Genomic DNA, 16161 nt, shown 5'->3' with positions numbered 1-16161 from the left:
AGGAGGAGATGTCCCCATGAGCGATTCGCGTGCCAGCGGGCGGTGTCATTGCGGCGCCATCCGCTATTCGATGCCGACCGAGGTCGACCATCACGCGCTGTGTCATTGCAGCGATTGCCGGCGCCATGCCGGCGCACCGATGGTGGCCTGGGCGATGGTGAACCAGGCCGATTTCGAGACGAGCGGAACCGCCAAGATCTACGCCTCGTCCGAACATGGCCGACGCCACTTCTGCGGCGACTGCGGCACCGGGCTCTTCTATACCAACGAGGCGGTCTTTCCGGGCAAGATCGACGTGCAGACGGGAACGCTCGACGACCCGGACCTGATCCCCGCCGGCGCCCAGATCCAGGTCGCCGAGCGGATCGGCTGGATGGAGACGCTGGACGAGATGCCCGCGTTCAACCGCTATCCCGGGATGGACTAGAGTGATTTCGAGTGAAAGGGAACATTTCACGGCTCGGAAATCAAGGAAAAACAGGAGTCTAGAGTGGCGTTTTGATTCAATCAAAACCAACGCACTCTAGCGCCTTTGCGACGACGACGCCTTGTCGTCGGCCGCCACGACCGCAGCGACCAGCTTCGCGATATCGAGCCGTTGCTTGTGATCGTCATAGCCCTGCCGGACGACGATCAGGCGGCGCGACGGAATGACGACCAGATACTGGCCGCGGTTGCCGAACGCGCCGAACGCATCGCCCGGAACACCGGGCGACTCGTTCAGGAGCCAGAAGCCCGCGCCATAGCCGAACGGCCCCTCGGGCTGCGGGCCGCTCGGCGCGGTGACGAAGCCGCGCCAATCCGCGGGCAGCAATCGCGCACCCTGCCACATTCCATCGTCCTGATAGAGCAAACCCAGCCGCGCGAGGTCGCGCGCGCTCGTCCACACCTGGCTCGAGAGGATATAGTCGCCGTTCACGTCATGCTCGGCGAAGGTCCGGGTCATCCCGATGCGGTCGAAGAAGCCATTGGGGTCGAGCGCCTGACCCGCTTTCGCCGCCGCCGCCCTGAGCGAAAGCGTCGCGAGCAGCGTGTCGTTGTTGGCATAGCGATAGCGCGTATTCGGCGGGTTCAGCAGCGGCCATTGCGTCGTCCACTGGCGCACCGATGCCCCACCCATATAGATGGCATCGCTGCGGTTGCCCGCGGTATCGCTGGTCAGCCCGCTCGCCATGCGCATCAGCTGCTCGGTTGTGATCGGCGAGCGCGGATCGCCCGGCGATTGCCATTCGGCGATCGACGCGGGCTTCGTCACGTCGATCAAGCCGCGCAGCACGGCGCGGCCGATCAGGGTCGCAGCCATCGACTTGGCGACCGAGAAGGTCCGCTGCGCGGTGTGCAAATCATGCCCGCCCCAATAGCGCTCGACCGCGATCTTGCCGTTTTTCAGGACTAGCAGCGCGCTGGTCCTGCCGCCGAATCGCTGGATATCCATCGTCGCGGTGCCGAACGTCGTCAGGCCACGCGCGACCGGCGCCCGCGCGCCCTTGTCGCCCATCGGCCAGGGACGATCGTCGAGGTTCGGCCGTGCCCGTGAGCCGCCGGACACCGGCAGCGACGTCGCGCCGATCGGCAGCGTCACACAACCGTCGCTTGCACCCCACACGGCCATGCGCGGCGGCATGTCGTCACGGTAGCGCACACGGACAATCTTCGCCGCCGTATCGACATCGGCCTTGAGCAGGCGGACATCGGCCTCGATCTCGGGATAGATGCCGGTCAGCTCGTCGCGCTCGATCGCATCGAGCGGCTTGCCCGCGCCGTTCCACAAGGCCGAACAGGTGAAGGCGGCGCGATAGCCCGCCGCCCAGGCACGGTTGATCTCGGCATTCGCGAGCACCTGCGCGGCCGCTGGGGCAGCCGTCGCTGCGAGCAGCAGGCCAAGCACGAACCGCACCAGCATCTCAGGGCCGCTCGCCGAACGCGCTGCGCTGCTCCTTTTTGGCGCGGTCCCACCAGGCACGGCGGATGACGTCGGCGACGCGCCCGGGATCGCGCGAGCCGAAGCGGACGAGGAGCGCGTGCCAGCCTTCATAATGCGGGGTCTGCCAGAAAGTGTCGGGATCGGTTTCAAGCAGGATTTCCTTCTCGTCGGGCTTGCACATCACCGCGAAGCTTCCCGGCTCGCGCCCCGGCGCTGCCAGCGCCTTACCATTGAGCTTCGGGCAGGGGGTGCCATAGAAAGGCAGCATCGCGACCTCGGGCAGCGCACAGGCGAAAGCGACGACATCGTCCCAATCGTCGAAACGCACCCCTGCCATCGTCACCCGCCCCGCTGCTCGCGCCGCCGCTCGTCCCACCAGGCGAGACGTTCCGCAATCCGCTTTTCGAAGCCGCGGTCGACGGGGCGGTAGAATTCCGCCGGCGGCATTTCGTCGGGCCAGTAATTGTCCCCCGAAAAGCCGTCGGGCGCATCATGATCGTAGCTGTAGCCGGCACCATAGCCCAGATCCTTCATCAACTTGGTCGGGGCGTTGAGGATGTTCGCGGGCGGTGCCAGCGATCCGGTGTCGCGCGCCGCCGCCCACGCCGCCTTTTGCGCCATATAGGCGGCGTTCGACTTGGGCGCGGTCGCGAGGTAGAGACACGCCTGCACGATCGCCAGCTCGCCCTCGGGCGAACCCAGAAACTGGTACGCATCCTTCGCGGCAAGGCACTGCACCAGCGCCTGCGGATCGGCGAGCCCGATATCCTCGCTCGCGAAGCGCGTCAGGCGGCGAAGAAGGTAGAGCGGTTCTTCGCCCGCAACGAGCATTCGCGCGAGCCAGTAGAGCGACGCCTGCGCGTCCGATCCGCGCAGCGCCTTATGCAGCGCCGAGATGAGATTATAATGGCCGTCGCGATCCTTGTCATAGACCGGCATCCGGCGATGCAGGAAAGCCGCGAGCTCGCCTGCGTCGAGCGGCTGGTCGATCGCCACCGAAAACAGCGTCTCGACCTGGTTGAGCAAGAAGCGCCCGTCGCCGTCGGCGCTCGCGACCAGCGCGGCGCGCGCCTCATCGGTCACCGGCAGCGGCTTCCCCACCTCGGCTTCGGCGCGCGCGACCAGCGTCCCGAGCGCCGCTTCGTCGAGCCGGTTCAGCACGAGCACCTGCGCGCGGCTGAGCAGCGCGGCGTTGAGCGCAAAGCTCGGGTTTTCCGTGGTCGCGCCGACGAGCACCACGGTCCCGCGCTCGACATAGGGCAGGAAGCCGTCCTGCTGCGCACGGTTGAAGCGGTGAATCTCGTCGACAAACAAAAGCGTGCGCTTGCCCGCCGCCGCCATCTTCTCCGCATCGGCAAAGGCCTGCCGAAGGTCAGCCACGCCGGAGAATACCGCCGAGAGCATCGCGAAGCGCATCCCCACCGCCTCGGCGAGCAATCGCGCGATCGTCGTCTTGCCGGTGCCGGGCGGGCCCCACAGGATGATCGATGACAATTGTCCCGCAGCAACCATCCGCCCGATCGCGCCGTCGGGTCCGGTCAGATGCTCCTGCCCGACGACGTCGGCCAAAAGGCGCGGGCGAAGCCGCTCGGCGAGCGGCGCGGCGCCCGGAGCTTCCTGCCGTGCGGGCGCATCCTCGCCGAACAGGTCCGCCGCCATGCGATCAGCCCCGCCGCCGCTGTTTCTGGCGGATCAGGCGCAGATAGGTGTCGGCGACCGACTGGTTGATCGCATCCCATTGATAGGCGCCGCTCTCGACCAGCGCCGCCTGCCCGTGCGCGACGCGAAGCTGGGGATCGCGGCAATAGAGTTCGAGGTCGTCGGCGAACAGGCCGATCGCGCCCGGCGCGACGAGAAAGCCGGTCTGGCCGTGCTTGACGATGCTCGCGCTGCCCGTCGCGCGCGCCGCGACGACGGGCAACCCGCACGCCATCGCCTCCAGCGTCACATTGCCGAAGGTTTCGGTGACCGAGGGGTTGAACAGCATGTCGCACGACGCGAGCGCGCGCGCGAGGTTCTCGCCGCCCTGGAAACCGACGAATTTCGCATCCGGCAGCCGCGATTCGAACCACTCGCCCGCCGGCCCCTCGCCGATCACGACGACCTGATGCGGCACCTTGCGGCGCTCGAGCTGGTCGATCGTGTCGGCGAACACGTCGAGCCCCTTTTCCATCACAAGGCGGCCAAGGAATGCGATGACCGGCGTGTCGTTGGCGATGCCCCACGACTGGCGCCAGCTCAAGTCGCGGCGCCCCGGATTGAAGGTGTCGCGCTCGACGCCGCGCGTCCAGATGCCGATATCATAGTTCATCCGCTGTTGCCGCAGCACCTGCGCGAAGCTTTCCGACGGCGCGATCAGCGCGTCGCACTTGCGATAGAGCTTGCGCAGCCACGCGACGACGAGCGGCTCGAGGAACGAGAGATTATAATAGCGGAAATAGGTTTCGAAGCGCGTGTGAACCGAACAGGTGATGGGAATATGCCGCCGCCGCGCCCACGCCGCCGCCTGCCGCGAGACGCGGTCGGGACTGGAAATATGCATCACATTCGGTGCGAATTTGGCGATATCCTCGCGCACCCGCGACGAAAAGGACAAGGGGATGCGATATTCAGCGCGGCCGGGGATCGCGATCGACGGTACGCTGACCAGATCGCCGGTCGGTTCGAAATCGGGGTCGGCAACGGTCGGCGAATAGACGCGAACCGCCGCGCCCTTCGAGAGCAGATAGCCGACGAGGCGGTTGAGCGCCTTGTTCGCTCCATCGACAGTCATATTGTAATTGCCGCTGAACAGGGCGATGCGCAGGTCGGAAATGTCCATTTCGCCTGCGCTAGTCCTCTCGTTCGCCAAAGGCAACGCCGCTATCAGGCCATGACGCTGTACGGTTCGCCCGGTTTCGACCGGCACATGCGTTTCGACACGCGCGTCTCCTCGCCTTCGATGATGGCGATGTCGGTGATCGCCAGGCATTTGGTGCCGTTGGGTTCGGTATTGAGGGCGGTGATCGTCGATGATCCGCCGACGCCCTGACGCGTCGGGCTGGTCCAGTGGGCGGTCGCGCCGACCTCTTCCTTTTTCGTCACCGCGACGGTCGCTTCGGCAGCGACCTTCTGTTCCTTCTCGTCGAGCTGGCACGCGATTTCGGCGACGAGCACGGCGCCTACCAGTCCGGAGATCGCCGTGCCGACGCCTTTTAGGCCCGCGGCGCTGCCGGCGACCCCGCCGAGCAGCCCGCCCAGCGCGCCGCCGCGCTTGCGGGCACGTTTGCATTTGGGATCGGCGTCGCGGCTGGCCTGTTTGGTCTGCGCGTCGCGCTCTTTTCTCTCCTTCGCGGCCTTTGGCGGTACCGGGCCGCTGGCGGCATCGGCCGGAACCGGATAGCCATTGCATCCGGTGTTGAAGCAGTACCGGTCGGCGAGATAGGCACGGTCGGTCTGATATCGGGCCTCGATCCCGCGATAGGCGGCAAGGTTCGCGCCTTCGGGATCGGAGGCGGCATGCTCGGCCATAATCGCCCGATAGAAGCGATCCTGCGTCGCGGCCGAATAGCGTTTATTGCCGCCAACCTGCGACAGATAGAGCGACGACAAGGCCTGCTGATAGGCGATCATCGCCTCGCGGTAGGGCAGCATCTTCTTGTTGTAATAATCATCGATCGAAAGGGTGCAGCGATTGATCGCGGCCGCCCGATCGAACGGCGCCTTGATCTTCCGGTAATCCTCGCGGCAGTCGGGATAGCTTGCGGTATCGAGCGCCGGGCGCGCCGGCAGATTGGGCAGCGGCGGTTCGACGACGGCCGGCGGAACGAACGCCTTGTCGCCCTCGCCCGGACGAGGCTCGCCTTGCCAGGCGCCGGCGACGGCACCGCTCGAAAGCCATATCGAGCCAATGATCGCGAGCAGCGATTTCCCTCGCAGCACAGGCCGCATGCCCTCCCTCCTTGATTGAAAAGGCTAGTCTCGAATGAGCGGAACCACAAGTTCGGCCAATGACGCCGGTCACAGCGGCTGCGGCGCGCCGCCCGTTATTGTCTTGGTGCCGCCGATGGCTTAGCATGATCCAGTGGCCCACAGCCTGGATCGAAAGGGGGTGGTTTCATGCGCCGCTGGATCAAGCCGATTTCCGCTCTGGTCGCCCTCATGGCCTGCGGCGGCGCGACGCCTCCCGGGATGGACCCCGACAACCCGACGTGCCCCGCCAATCCCAACTGGTCGGACTATAAGAAGATGGTGCTGACGCCGTTTGTGCGCAGCGGAGAAAAGGTGCTGCTGGCCGAAGGCCGCGTCGACAGCGAACTTCCCGCGCGGCTCGAAAAGATTCTGACCGACAATCCATCGATCAGCGAAATATGGATCCGGTCGCCGGGCGGCGATGCCCGCGCCGGCAATGCCGCGGGCTTGCTGATCCGCAAGTTCAGCAAGGACCGTCAGATGGTCACCCGAATCCCGTCGGGATGGACGTGTTTCAGTGCCTGCAATTTCGTCTTCATGGGCGGCCGCGCGCGAACGATCGATCCCGGCGGCTATTTCATGGTCCACATGTTCACGATGACCGGCGACAAGAATGCCATTCAGTCGAGCGTCGCATTGGGTACCGAATCGACCACCGAGTTGATCAGCGATGTCGAGCGCGAGGCAGCGCTGATGGCGACCGAGGATAATGACCTGCTGATCCGCCTGGACGTCTCGCGCGACCTGTTGTCCGACATCATGTACCGACAAAAGGCGATCGCGACCGAAAGCGACCGTTCGACGCGCCGATGCCTGACGATTCAGGAAGCGCTGCGATACAATGTGGTGAACGTCCGGCCCGACTAGTCGCCGCCGGTGTCGAGCGGCGCCTCGAGGTCGACCTCGACCGGCGGGTGAAGGCGCAGGCGGTGGACGCGTTTCTCGTCGGCCTCGATCACTTCGATCCGCCAGCCGCTCGGATGCTGCAGAACTTCGCCGACCTCGGGCACATGCCCCGCGAGCACGGCCGAAAGGCCGCCCAGCGTGTCGACATCTTCCTCGACCTCGGCAAGCCGCGGATCGATCGCCTCGCCGATATCGTCGAGTTCGGCGCGCGCGTCGGCGTCCCAGCTGCCGTCGTCGTTGCGCACGAAGAGCGCGGTCGGCTCGTCGTCATGCTCGTCCTCGACCTCGCCGACGATCTCCTCGACCAGATCCTCGAAGGTGACGAGGCCCTCGGTCCCCGAATATTCGTCGATCACGATCGCCAGATGCGTCCGCTTCGCGCGCATTTCGGCCAGCAGGTCGAGCACGTCCATCGACTGCGGCACATAAAGCGGCTGGCGAATGAGGTCGATCAGCGGCGGCGGCGTCTTGCCCGCGGCGAGCACGGCGAACACATCCTTGACGTGGATCATCCCGACGACCTCGTCGAGCGTCTCGCGATAGACCGGCAGGCGGCTGTGCCCCGCATCGGCGAAGACCGCGACGATCTCGGCGAAAGTAGCGCTTTCAGGGATGGCGATGATCTCGCCGCGCGGGACCGCGACATCGTCGACGGTCTGCTCGCCGAAGTGGAGCAGGTTGCGCACCATCTTGCGCTCGATGAGCGACAGGTCGCCGACGACGCTGCTGCCGCGCCGCTCGTCGCCCTCTTCCTCGGCTTCGTCGATGACCTCTTCGATCTGCTCGCGCAGCGACGGTTCCTTGTCGCCGCCGAACAACAATGTCTTCAATCCGGCCAGCAGGCCGGATCTACTGTCCTCTTCCGATCGGTTCGAAGATCCCTGATCGTCGGGCATGTGCGTCGCTTTTCCCTGTTAGTCCTGATCGGCATATGGATTGGCGATGCCCAGCGATGCAAGCGCTTTCACCTCCAGCGCCTCCATCGCGGCGGCGGCGGCGGCGTCCATATGGTCATAGCCGACGAGGTGGAGCGTGCCGTGGACGATCAGGTGCGTCGCATGATCCGCCAGCGCAATCCCCTTCTCCGCCGCCTCGCGCGCGCAGGTTTCGCGCGCGAGCACGATATCACCGAGCAATATTTCGCCATCGTCACTATTGGCGAGCGTTTCGAGCAGGTCGGCCTGCACCTGCGGAAAGGAGAGGACGTTGGTCGGTCTGTCCTTGCCGCGAAAGTCGCGGTTGAGCGCCTGGACCTCGGCGTCGTCGGTCAGCCGGATCGCGATCTCGACCATCGGCGCCGCGTCGGCAAGCGCCGCATAGGGTGTCAGCGCGAGCGCGGCCTTCGCCGCCTCCCCGCCGCGCGCTTCCCAATCGAGCGCGTCGGGCCAGGGGCGGGCCTCATGGGTTTCGACGATCAGCATCGCGCCAGCCTATAGCGCCGGTTTCGCCGATGGCAGCAAAATTCCGCGCCGCTACGGCGGCGTTTGCGCCGGCGCGGGCGGCGGCGCCGGTGGCCGGTCGCCGATCGGCAGCTTCAGATCGACCTTCGTTCCGCCGATTTCGGTGCTGATCACCGCATTGCCATCCTTCACCCCGACGCTCGTCTTGTCGTCGATCGGGATCGCGGGGATCTCGGGAATGTCGAGCGGCTGAACCGGCGTGCCGGGATCCTCGGCGCGCGCGGGCGGCGCCTTGCGCGGCACGGCCTGCCCGTTCGCCTGCACCATGAAGTCGCGCCAGATGCGCGCGGGCAGCCCGCCGCCATAAATGCCCTGCAGCGGCGAATTGTCGTCGTTGCCGATCCACACCCCGACGACGAGGCCATTCGCATAACCGACGAACAGCGCGTCGCGGCTGTCCTGGCTGGTGCCGGTCTTGCCGAAATTGGCCTGCGGCAGCCGCGCCGCGCGGCCGGTGCCGCGATTGACCGCGGCGCGCAGCATCTGTTCGATATCGTCGTGGACGCCCGAGGGGAAATGCCTGGGGCCGGTGAACCAGCGCTCGAACCAGCCCGCTTCCTCCTCCTTGAACGCGTGCGGCACGACCGGATAGCTGTTGGCCGCGACCGCGGCATAGGCGGCCGTGAGTTCGAGCAGGGTCATGCTCGACGTGCCGAGCGCAAGGCTCGGGTCACCACGCGCCAGCGGCGAGGTGACGCCAAGATCGCGCGCCACGCGAATGACCTTGTCGTCGCCGACCTCGCGCAGCAGGCGTACCGCCGCGACATTGCTCGATGTCGCGAACGCGTCCTCCAGCGTGATCGTGTCCGAATAGGCGCCGCCGGCATTCTTCGGCTGGTACGACCCCGTCGTGATCGCGCGATTGTCGATCAGGTCGTCGGGCCGCTTTCCATCCTTCAGCGCGGCGAGATAGACGAACAGCTTGAACGTCGAGCCCGGCTGGCGCCGCGCCTGCGTCACGCGGTTGAAGGGCGAGGCGGCATAGTCGCGCCCGCCGACCATCGCGACGACCTCGCCGTTCGGCCGCATCGCGACGAGCGCGACCTGCGCCTTGCCCGGCGCCGCGCGGCTGGTGACGCGCCGCGCGATCCCCTGCAGCCGCGCGTCGAGCGTCGTGCGGATCGTCTGGCGCGAATAGCCGACGTCAGAGAGCCTGCGCGCCTCGGGCAGCGCCCAGTCGGCGAAATAGGTGCCCGTCGGCAGATCGTTGCGCGCGCGAACGTCGATGCGCGGCGTCCGCATCGCTTTCGCCTCTGCCGCGGTGATCGTGCCGGTGTCGACCATCGCATCGACGACGAGCTTCATGCGCTTTGCGGCAAGGTCGGGGTTCTTTGTCGGCGCCAGCCGTGACGGCGCCTGCACCAGTCCAGCAAGCATCGCCGCCTGCGCCGGGGTCAGCTTCTCGGGCTGGCGATAGAAATAATGGAGCGACGCCGCGCGCAGTCCATAGGTATTGTCGCCGAAATAGGCGTTCGAGAGATAGCGTTCGAGGATCTCGTCCTTCGTCAGCCACGCCTCGAGCCAGAAGGCGATCAGCGCCTCGCGTGCCTTGCGCCCAAGCGTGCGTTTGGGGGTCAGGAAGGTGAATTTCGCGAGTTGCTGCGTGATCGTGCTGCCGCCCTGCGTGCGCCCGCCGGTGACATTGCTCCACACCGCGCGCCCGACGCTACGCGGATCGACGCCCCAATGACTGTAGAAACGCCGATCCTCGATCGCGAGGAAAGCGCCGGTGACATGCTTGGGGAGCGCGCTGACCTTGACCGGCTTGTCGACGATCGCCCCGGCACGCGCGATCGGCGTGCCGTCGGCGGCGAGCAACGTCACCTCGGGCGGCGCGATCGGTTCGAGCGATTTCGACAGCGGCGCGGTGAGCGCGAGCCAGCCGACGAGGAGAATGAAAGTCACCGCGAAGATCGCGAAGCCGCGCGAAATGCGCCTCGCCCATTTGCGCCGCCGCGTTTCGGGTACGGCCGGAGGCGGCACGCCCTCGACCGCGCCGATGGCGATTTCGGGTGGGACTGACGGCGGCGGCGGCGATTTCTTCAGAAAGGGGAACATGGTCGCGAGGTTTATTTCGCCGCGCCGCAGGTCACCGATCCGCTGCCGATATTGCGGACGGTGCAGGTGGGCCGGCCGAGGACGACCGTCTTGCCGATCCCGCGCGACGTGATCGTGGCGCTCTTGACCGCGCGCAGCACATGATCGCCCGCGCCCTCACCGTCGGCGATCAGCTCGTCGATCGCGAGCGCCCCGGCGTCGATCCCGCCCGCGCCCGACAGGCTGAGCTGGCCCTGCTTCGCCTTGCCCGCCAGCGTCATCGACCCGTTGCCGACCATCACGACGAGCAGCCGGTCGGTCGCGATATCACCGACGGTCAGCCTTCCCGGACCCTGAAGCCCGACCGAAACGCGCGTCCCCTTCAGCCGGTCTATCTGGAGCGAACCCGCGCCCGCGAGGCTCGCCGAGGCAAGGTTCGCCGCATTGACGCGGATCACGACCCCGCCGACCGGACTTTTGCGACTCTCGTCGCCCGCGAATTTCTTCTCGCCGATCACCAGCCGCCCGTCGCGCGTTTCGAGCGTCAGCCGGTCGAGCGCATCGGCGGGGCCCGTCGCGATCGCGCTGACCGGCGCGCGCGTCGCCACCTCGACCGTGAAATCGCCATTGACCTCGATCGTCTCGAAACTGGTGAGGCCATAGCGCTTCTCGGCCGCGGAGGCGGGGCCGGTGGACAGGATGGCAATGGCCGCGATCGCGGCCCAGCGCAGGGTCAGGGTCATGGGCAGGCTTTAACCGTTCCGCAGCATCGGTGCCAGCGCGCTTTACTTGCAGGTCGCAGTGCCCGACCCCATCGCGCGCGTCGTGCAATTGGCGCCGCCGCTGATATTGGCGTCGCCCGATCCCAATATGTTGATGTCGGCCTTGCCCGTCGCCTGCGCGTCGATATCGCCCGATCCGGCGATCGACGCGTTGATCGTCTGCGCGGCGAGCTTTTCGGCGTCGATGTTGCCCGATCCGGTGATGCTATAGTCACCGCTGGCGACCGTGCCGCCGCCGATTTCGATATCGCCAGATCCCGAAATGCTGAGCTTCGCGCTCCGGCCGGTGAGCTTGGCCGCCTTGAGGTCGCCCGATCCGGTGACGATCGCCTCGACCGCATCGCCGTCGAGCGTGTCGGCATCGATCGATCCCGATCCGGTCAGCCGCGCCGCAACCAGCTTCGGCATCGTCACCTCGATCCGCACGCCGTCATCGTCGCGATGCGAGAAGCTGAAACCCGATTTCTTGCGGCCGACCGACAGCGTGTCGCCGTCCAGCTCGATCTCCAGATCGTCGAGGATCGCCTTCGGGCCCTTCGCCGTGATCGCGAAGGCCTCCCCCTGGCGGATGGTGACATCGTCGGGGCCCGCAACCTTGACCGCGGTGAAGCCCTTGAGGTCATAGCTCTGCGTCGTCGCGGGGCCGGCATCGACCGTGCGCTTGCCGCCGTCCTGCTCGCCCTTCCCTTCGTGGCTGCACGCCGTGGTCGCCATGGCAAGAGCCAGCGGCAGCACCGCCATCATCCGGTTTCGCATCGCCAATCTCCTTCGTGTATTACTTACATAACACGGAAGGATATTTGCTGTCCAGTTCGTCCTACCAGCGCAGCAGCGGCGCGAGCAGCACGCGGCCGGCAACGCCCCACAGCGGGATGGCGAGCCCGTGCCACATCGCGATGTGGATCATGTCGTTCGACGAGCAGTGGAGCCCGACGGCGGTCGCCCCCGCCGATCCGGCGGCGATCCCGATCACCCAGCCCGCACGCGCGGGCGAGGTCGGCGCGCCGCCTTTCAGCCACGCGAACAGCGCAGCGCCGACGCCGATCCCGGCGATCAGCCCGTCGACCGTGCAGCGCATGCCATGTTCGGGGCGCATCGCCTCCATCGCGCTGTGGCTGTCGCCAAAGCCGATGAAGATCGCACTCAGAGGCAGCGCAAGCGCCGCGAGCCCTGCCCAGCGCCAGCCGCTATAGTCGCGCCCGACCGAGGGAAGCCCCATGCGCAGCGCGCTCCACGCTGCCGCCATGCCGAGCGCGGCGATCAGCCAGAAGGCGAGCATCGGCAGCGGTGCCATCGCAAGCCCGGCCGACAGGTCGTGCCGCATCCCGAACAGCCAGAGCAGCGCAGCGCCTCCCGCGATCCAGCCCGCCGCGACCCAAAGCCCGCCGCGCAGCAGACGCTGCGGGCGGACGGGCTTCAGATCGGTGGCGAGACCGTCGATCAGCGCGTCGATCGATGCGTCCTTCATTTCATTCACTTTCAATCAATTGCGCGAGCTTCTTCAACCCGCGATGGATATTCACCTTCACCAGGCTTTCGCTCTGGCCGCATATTTTCGAGGCCTCGGCGATCGAAGCGCCCTCTATCTTTACCAACGTGATCGCCTGCGCCTGTCCCGGCGTCAGGTAACCGAGCATCCGGTCGATGCTGATCCGCGCGTGGACGGCATCGTCCTCGGCGCCGACGGCGGCGTCATTGTCGCCAAGCTCGGCCTCGTCGCGCTGGCGGCGCAGCATGTCGATCCAGCGATAGCGCGCGATCGCCGCGAGCCAGGGCAGGAACGGCCGCCCCGAATCCCACGTCGCGAGCTTGCGGTGCATCGACACCAATGTCTCCTGCACCAGATCGTCGATCAGATGCGGCGCGATCCGGCGCGCGAAATAGCGCGCGAGCCATTTCCGGCAATCGCCGAGCAGTGCGCGATAGGCCGCACGATCCCCCCGCTGCGATGCGGCCATCAGGCGCGCGAGCGAGGGTTCGTCGATGCTCATTGCGGCCGCAGCCTAGCAAGCAGCGCGTCGAGCGAAAACAGCCCGCCGCCGCGTACGATCAGGATCGCCGCCATCGCGACCCACAGCGAATGCACCGGCCACCAGGCGTCGGGGAAGACAAATATCTGGATGACCATCGTCATCACCAGCAGCGCGCCGGCCGAAAAGCGCGTCGCAAGCCCGAGTAGCAGCAGGATCGGAAAGAAATGCTCGGCATAGGTGGTCAGCGGCACCGCGATCGCCGGGTCGAGTGGCAGCCCCGAGAATTCCGAGGCGAACAGGTCATATTGCGACGGGTCGATCTGCAGAAAACTTCCCTCGATCACCTTGGTCTGGCCGGAACGCCAGAACACCCCTGCGAGCGCCAGGCGGAGCAGGAACAATGCGATCGATTCGGGAATTCGCGAAGCGGCGATCGCCACGCCGCGGTCGTAAAAGGCGACAATGCGATTCATCTCTCAAACCTTTTCAAATGCCCCTGCGTCGATCAGCGCCGCGATTGCGGCACCACCGTCGGGATGCATTTCGGCGAGCGAAGCGATGAGGTTACCAAGGGTCGAAATTTCTTTCGCGCGGTCGAGCGCGATATCGTCGGCAGGATGCAGCGCGAACAGCCGCACCTCGGCGTCGGGCCGCGTGACCAGCAGAGCTGCGGTGCCGGGCGCGAAAGCGGGGTCGATCAGCGGCGCGGCATCGCTCGCCAGCTTCACGATCCGCGTGGCGGGGTGCAGGCGGACGGTCAGGCCGAGCAGCGCGGCTTCGTCATATCCCGCGAGATCGGCGAGGCGAAGCGGCAGCGCGTCGGCGGCGTTGTAGCTTTCGAGCCACGCCCATTCGACCCGCGCGAGGTCGGCGGCGAGCGGGTCGCCCAGCCAGCCCGCGAAATCGCGGCCGATATCTGGTAACGCGAGGCGTTCGGCGCCGCCGCCCTCGACGAAGGCACGCGACAGGCGATTGAATTCGGCCTCACCGAGATAGTCGCGCGTGCGCGGAAACGTCTCTTCGAGCGCGACGAGCCGCGCGTGCGAGACGGTGTTGGCGTGGACGCGCAGCCCGCGCAGCACGGCATTGTCATCGCCAGCGAACAATCCGGCGGGCAGATGGTCGGGTCCGTGAAGCAGCGTCGCCGCGATCGCCGCCTGCTCGCGCTCAAGCATCGACCGGCTCGATCAGCGCGTCGGCTTTCGCCGCCTCGGCCATGAGGACATCATAATCCGGAACGTCGGTGTCCCATTCGACGAGCACCGGCTTCGGCCCCGCGCGCCGCAGGAAGGTCGCGAGCAAGTCCCAGCAGCGCGGGCGTACCGCCGATCCATGATCGTCGATCGCGATCAGCCCACCCATCTCGTCGTCCTTCACCGCATGGCCGGCGACGTGGATCTCGCCGACCAGAGCCGGGTCGAACGCATCGAGCCAAGGCGCAGGATCGAGCCCCAGATTGAACGCCGACACCTCGACATTGTTGATGTCGAGCAGCAGGCGGCAGCCGCTGCGGCGGCAGAGTTCGTGGAGGAATTGCACTTCGTCCCAGTCGCTCTCGGCATAAGCGAGATAGCGCGAAGGATTTTCGATGAGGATGCTCCGGCCGAGCCGGTCCTGCACGCGGGCCACTTCGCCAACGAAATGATCGAGCGCAGCGTTGGTATAGGGGATGGGCAGCAGGTCGGGGAATTTGTCGTCCGGCCCGTTGCTCCAGCTCAGATGGTCGGAAACCATTGCTGGTTCATAACGGTCGCACAGCGCCGCGAGCGCTTCCAACTCGTCGGCGTCAACGCCCGACGCCGAGCCCAGCGACAGGCCGACCGAATGGAAACTCAGCGGCATATGGTCCGCAATCGCGGTCAGCCAGCGATGCGGTGGCCCGCCCGCGCCGAAGTAATTTTGGGGGTGAACTTCGGCCCAGGCGGGCGCCGCCCCCCGCTCCGCCGCATCGAGCACGTCGGCATAGTGCCGGGATCGAAGCCCTATGCCGGCACGCGGCGGCAGCGAGTGGAGCGGGGGGACGGACAAGATCAGCTCTTCTTGGGAACCGGCTTCGCATGGCCCTTGTGCGCGGCCAGCGTGCCCCCCATCTTGACGCAGGTACCCTTCGGGACATTTTTCCAGGCATTGCCCTGATAGTCGACGGTCGAGGTACCGGCGCAGCTCGTGCCCGGACCCGCGGCGCAATCATTCTTGCCCTTGAGCGAAACGCCGTAGCATTTTTCCTTCGCGCCGTCGGCAGCCGCGGCAGGGGCGGCCATCGTGCCGGCGGCCATGGCAAGAACGGCCGAGGCGGCGAGCGACAGTTTGAGTGCATTCGTCATGGTCATTACTCCCTTTAAGAAATGGATGATGCGGGGGATGGCATCGTCCCTGTTTCGCGCGGGATGCCGAACAGGTTACGCCTTGTGCCATCTTGTCGCCACCTTCCTCGCGCAGGGGCGCGCCTAGATCAGGAAAAGAGACGATGAGCGTAGCCTTCCGCCGCGAAAGCGACGACGAGCATAAAGAACCCGAATATGAGCTGCCGATCCCGGCCGGCGCGAACCTCGTGACGCCCCGCGGGCTCCGCCTGCTTGGCGAAGCGGTCGCGCGTCTCGAAGCGGCGATCGCGGCCGAGGGCGAGGAGGAGGCGCGCAAGAAGCTCCAGCGCCAGCTCCGCTACTTCAACACGCGCAAGGCGACCGCCGAGGTGCAGGCACCGGCCGGCGAAGGGCTCGTCGGCATCGGCAGCCGCGTTCGATACACGCTGAACGGCACCGAGCGTGCCCTCACCATCGTCGGGCATGATGAGGCAGATCCGGCCGCTGGGCGCATCGCCTTCACCGCGCCGCTCGGCCGCGCCTTGATGGGCGCCGAAGCCGGTGACGTGGTCGAATTCCAGGGCCGCGAGGACGCCATCGAAATCCTCGCCGCTGCCGCCGATCCGGAGGTCATGGCATGAAGGACAAGTTCGAACGCCACAAACAGCCCTGGACCGCCGCCGAGATCGACAAGCTCCACACGCTCGCCAAGAAGGGCATGGCGCTCAAAGCCATCGCGAAGGCGCTGACGCGCAGTGAGGAATCGGTGAAAATCCGCGCCAAGGCGGACGGCCTCCCGATCGCGAAGCTGCGCTAAGGTCCGAC

The 16161-nt window shown here is 66.5% G+C and carries 20 protein-coding genes; 4 read left to right on the top strand and 16 right to left on the bottom strand.

Going from position 1 to position 16161, the window contains the following annotated elements; all coding sequences use genetic code 11:
• The first annotated feature begins 16 nt into the window (after window positions 1-16).
• Window positions 17-427, top strand: a complete 411-nt coding sequence (locus QOL79_RS15205; protein ID WP_058457278.1) for a GFA family protein — start codon at window positions 17-19, stop codon at window positions 425-427.
• Between the two features lie 96 nt (window positions 428-523).
• On the opposite strand, the gene QOL79_RS15200 is transcribed toward QOL79_RS15205, so the two are convergent.
• Genes QOL79_RS15200 through QOL79_RS15180 form a run of 5 tightly spaced genes read right to left on the bottom strand, consistent with a single transcriptional unit; the run spans window position 524 to window position 5854 of the window.
• Complete coding sequence (locus tag QOL79_RS15200; protein ID WP_058457279.1) at window positions 524-1903, bottom strand: serine hydrolase domain-containing protein; 1380 nt, start codon at window positions 1901-1903, stop codon at window positions 524-526.
• A 1-nt stretch (window position 1904) separates the two neighbouring features.
• Entirely contained in the window at window positions 1905-2261 is a 357-nt protein-coding gene (locus QOL79_RS15195) for an MmcQ/YjbR family DNA-binding protein (RefSeq protein WP_058457280.1), read from the bottom strand.
• 2 nt (window positions 2262-2263) lie between these two features.
• Entirely contained in the window at window positions 2264-3583 is a 1320-nt protein-coding gene (locus tag QOL79_RS15190; protein ID WP_058457281.1) for a replication-associated recombination protein A, read from the bottom strand.
• 4 nt (window positions 3584-3587) lie between these two features.
• The gene (locus tag QOL79_RS15185) at window positions 3588-4745 is read right to left on the bottom strand and encodes a glycosyltransferase family 4 protein (protein ID WP_058457282.1); all 1158 of its coding nucleotides are present in this window, start codon (window positions 4743-4745) and stop codon (window positions 3588-3590) included.
• Window positions 4746-4789: 44 nt separating this feature from the next.
• Window positions 4790-5854, bottom strand: coding sequence for a hypothetical protein (locus QOL79_RS15180; RefSeq protein ID WP_058457283.1), 1065 nt, complete (start codon window positions 5852-5854; stop codon window positions 4790-4792).
• Window positions 5855-6022: 168 nt separating this feature from the next.
• On the opposite strand from QOL79_RS15180, the gene QOL79_RS15175 reads away from it, so the two are divergent.
• On the top strand, window positions 6023-6742 hold the full coding sequence (locus QOL79_RS15175; protein WP_231729181.1) for a COG3904 family protein: 720 nt from the start codon (window positions 6023-6025) through the stop codon (window positions 6740-6742).
• On the opposite strand, the gene QOL79_RS15170 is transcribed toward QOL79_RS15175, so the two are convergent.
• The 11 genes from QOL79_RS15170 to QOL79_RS15120 form a co-directional block, all read right to left on the bottom strand.
• Window positions 6739-7677, bottom strand: coding sequence for a hemolysin family protein (locus QOL79_RS15170; RefSeq protein ID WP_058457284.1), 939 nt, complete (start codon window positions 7675-7677; stop codon window positions 6739-6741). The two genes, QOL79_RS15175 and QOL79_RS15170, sit on opposite strands and share 4 nt — an antisense overlap.
• A gap of 18 nt (window positions 7678-7695) precedes the next feature.
• Window positions 7696-8202, bottom strand: a complete 507-nt coding sequence (ybeY, locus tag QOL79_RS15165; protein WP_058457285.1) for an rRNA maturation RNase YbeY — start codon at window positions 8200-8202, stop codon at window positions 7696-7698.
• 51 nt (window positions 8203-8253) lie between these two features.
• Window positions 8254-10299, bottom strand: a complete 2046-nt coding sequence (locus QOL79_RS15160) for a transglycosylase domain-containing protein (protein WP_082657838.1) — start codon at window positions 10297-10299, stop codon at window positions 8254-8256.
• An 11-nt stretch (window positions 10300-10310) separates the two neighbouring features.
• Window positions 10311-11021 carry a head GIN domain-containing protein gene (locus QOL79_RS15155; RefSeq protein ID WP_058457286.1) on the bottom strand — a complete coding sequence of 237 codons (711 nt, stop codon included), beginning with the start codon at window positions 11019-11021 and terminating at the stop codon, window positions 10311-10313.
• 42 nt (window positions 11022-11063) lie between these two features.
• Window positions 11064-11816: a head GIN domain-containing protein gene (locus QOL79_RS15150; protein WP_058457287.1), complete on the bottom strand. Its 753-nt coding sequence runs from the start codon at window positions 11814-11816 to the stop codon at window positions 11064-11066.
• A gap of 61 nt (window positions 11817-11877) precedes the next feature.
• Window positions 11878-12528, bottom strand: a complete 651-nt coding sequence (locus QOL79_RS15145) for an NrsF family protein (RefSeq protein ID WP_058457288.1) — start codon at window positions 12526-12528, stop codon at window positions 11878-11880.
• A gap of 1 nt (window position 12529) precedes the next feature.
• Entirely contained in the window at window positions 12530-13051 is a 522-nt protein-coding gene (locus QOL79_RS15140) for a sigma-70 family RNA polymerase sigma factor (RefSeq protein ID WP_058457289.1), read from the bottom strand.
• Window positions 13048-13506, bottom strand: a complete 459-nt coding sequence (locus QOL79_RS15135; protein ID WP_058457290.1) for a DoxX family protein — start codon at window positions 13504-13506, stop codon at window positions 13048-13050. The genes QOL79_RS15140 and QOL79_RS15135 overlap by 4 nt, the downstream gene beginning before the upstream one ends.
• Before the next feature lie 3 nt (window positions 13507-13509).
• Complete coding sequence (locus tag QOL79_RS15130) at window positions 13510-14208, bottom strand: HvfC/BufC family peptide modification chaperone (RefSeq protein ID WP_058457291.1); 699 nt, start codon at window positions 14206-14208, stop codon at window positions 13510-13512.
• Window positions 14201-15061: an MNIO family bufferin maturase gene (gene bufB / locus QOL79_RS15125; RefSeq protein WP_058457292.1), complete on the bottom strand. Its 861-nt coding sequence runs from the start codon at window positions 15059-15061 to the stop codon at window positions 14201-14203. The genes QOL79_RS15130 and bufB overlap by 8 nt, the downstream gene beginning before the upstream one ends.
• Window positions 15062-15063: 2 nt before the next feature.
• The gene (locus QOL79_RS15120) at window positions 15064-15357 is read right to left on the bottom strand and encodes a BufA1 family periplasmic bufferin-type metallophore (RefSeq protein WP_058457322.1); all 294 of its coding nucleotides are present in this window, start codon (window positions 15355-15357) and stop codon (window positions 15064-15066) included.
• 143 nt (window positions 15358-15500) lie between these two features.
• Here QOL79_RS15120 and QOL79_RS15115 point away from each other — a divergent pair, with 143 nt between their 5' ends.
• Both QOL79_RS15115 and QOL79_RS15110 read left to right on the top strand, forming a co-directional pair.
• Window positions 15501-15977, top strand: coding sequence for a GreA/GreB family elongation factor (locus QOL79_RS15115; RefSeq protein ID WP_058457293.1), 477 nt, complete (start codon window positions 15501-15503; stop codon window positions 15975-15977).
• Window positions 15974-16153: a hypothetical protein gene (locus tag QOL79_RS15110; RefSeq protein WP_058457294.1), complete on the top strand. Its 180-nt coding sequence runs from the start codon at window positions 15974-15976 to the stop codon at window positions 16151-16153. Before QOL79_RS15115 ends, QOL79_RS15110 begins: the two co-directional genes overlap by 4 nt.
• Window positions 16154-16161 lie beyond the last annotated feature (8 nt).

The sequence above is a fragment of the Sphingopyxis sp. Geo48 genome (genome assembly GCF_949769155.1).
GTDB lineage: Bacteria > Pseudomonadota > Alphaproteobacteria > Sphingomonadales > Sphingomonadaceae > Sphingopyxis.
This window is presented reverse-complemented; position numbering and strand designations above follow the sequence as displayed.

Bases quoted from the DNA above. Each gene is read 5' to 3' on its own strand.
- QOL79_RS15110 (WP_058457294.1), top strand. From the start codon at position 15,974: ATGAAGGACAAGTTCGAACGCCACAAACAGCCCTGGACCGCCGCCGAG.
- QOL79_RS15190 (WP_058457281.1), bottom strand. From the start codon at position 3,583: ATGGCGGCGGACCTGTTCGGCGAGGATGCGCCCGCACGGCAGGAAGCT.
- QOL79_RS15160 (WP_082657838.1), bottom strand. From the start codon at position 10,299: ATGTTCCCCTTTCTGAAGAAATCGCCGCCGCCGCCGTCAGTCCCACCC.
- QOL79_RS15170 (WP_058457284.1), bottom strand. From the start codon at position 7,677: ATGCCCGACGATCAGGGATCTTCGAACCGATCGGAAGAGGACAGTAGA.
- ybeY (WP_058457285.1), bottom strand. From the start codon at position 8,202: ATGCTGATCGTCGAAACCCATGAGGCCCGCCCCTGGCCCGACGCGCTC.
- QOL79_RS15140 (WP_058457289.1), bottom strand. From the start codon at position 13,051: ATGAGCATCGACGAACCCTCGCTCGCGCGCCTGATGGCCGCATCGCAG.
- QOL79_RS15205 (WP_058457278.1), top strand. From the start codon at position 17: ATGAGCGATTCGCGTGCCAGCGGGCGGTGTCATTGCGGCGCCATCCGC.
- QOL79_RS15120 (WP_058457322.1), bottom strand. From the start codon at position 15,357: ATGACGAATGCACTCAAACTGTCGCTCGCCGCCTCGGCCGTTCTTGCC.
- QOL79_RS15145 (WP_058457288.1), bottom strand. From the start codon at position 12,528: ATGAAGGACGCATCGATCGACGCGCTGATCGACGGTCTCGCCACCGAT.
- QOL79_RS15115 (WP_058457293.1), top strand. From the start codon at position 15,501: ATGAGCGTAGCCTTCCGCCGCGAAAGCGACGACGAGCATAAAGAACCC.
- QOL79_RS15135 (WP_058457290.1), bottom strand. From the start codon at position 13,506: ATGAATCGCATTGTCGCCTTTTACGACCGCGGCGTGGCGATCGCCGCT.
- QOL79_RS15130 (WP_058457291.1), bottom strand. From the start codon at position 14,208: ATGCTTGAGCGCGAGCAGGCGGCGATCGCGGCGACGCTGCTTCACGGA.
- QOL79_RS15200 (WP_058457279.1), bottom strand. From the start codon at position 1,903: ATGCTGGTGCGGTTCGTGCTTGGCCTGCTGCTCGCAGCGACGGCTGCC.
- QOL79_RS15155 (WP_058457286.1), bottom strand. From the start codon at position 11,021: ATGACCCTGACCCTGCGCTGGGCCGCGATCGCGGCCATTGCCATCCTG.
- QOL79_RS15195 (WP_058457280.1), bottom strand. From the start codon at position 2,261: ATGGCAGGGGTGCGTTTCGACGATTGGGACGATGTCGTCGCTTTCGCC.
- QOL79_RS15175 (WP_231729181.1), top strand. From the start codon at position 6,023: ATGCGCCGCTGGATCAAGCCGATTTCCGCTCTGGTCGCCCTCATGGCC.
- QOL79_RS15185 (WP_058457282.1), bottom strand. From the start codon at position 4,745: ATGGACATTTCCGACCTGCGCATCGCCCTGTTCAGCGGCAATTACAAT.
- QOL79_RS15150 (WP_058457287.1), bottom strand. From the start codon at position 11,816: ATGCGAAACCGGATGATGGCGGTGCTGCCGCTGGCTCTTGCCATGGCG.
- QOL79_RS15180 (WP_058457283.1), bottom strand. From the start codon at position 5,854: ATGCGGCCTGTGCTGCGAGGGAAATCGCTGCTCGCGATCATTGGCTCG.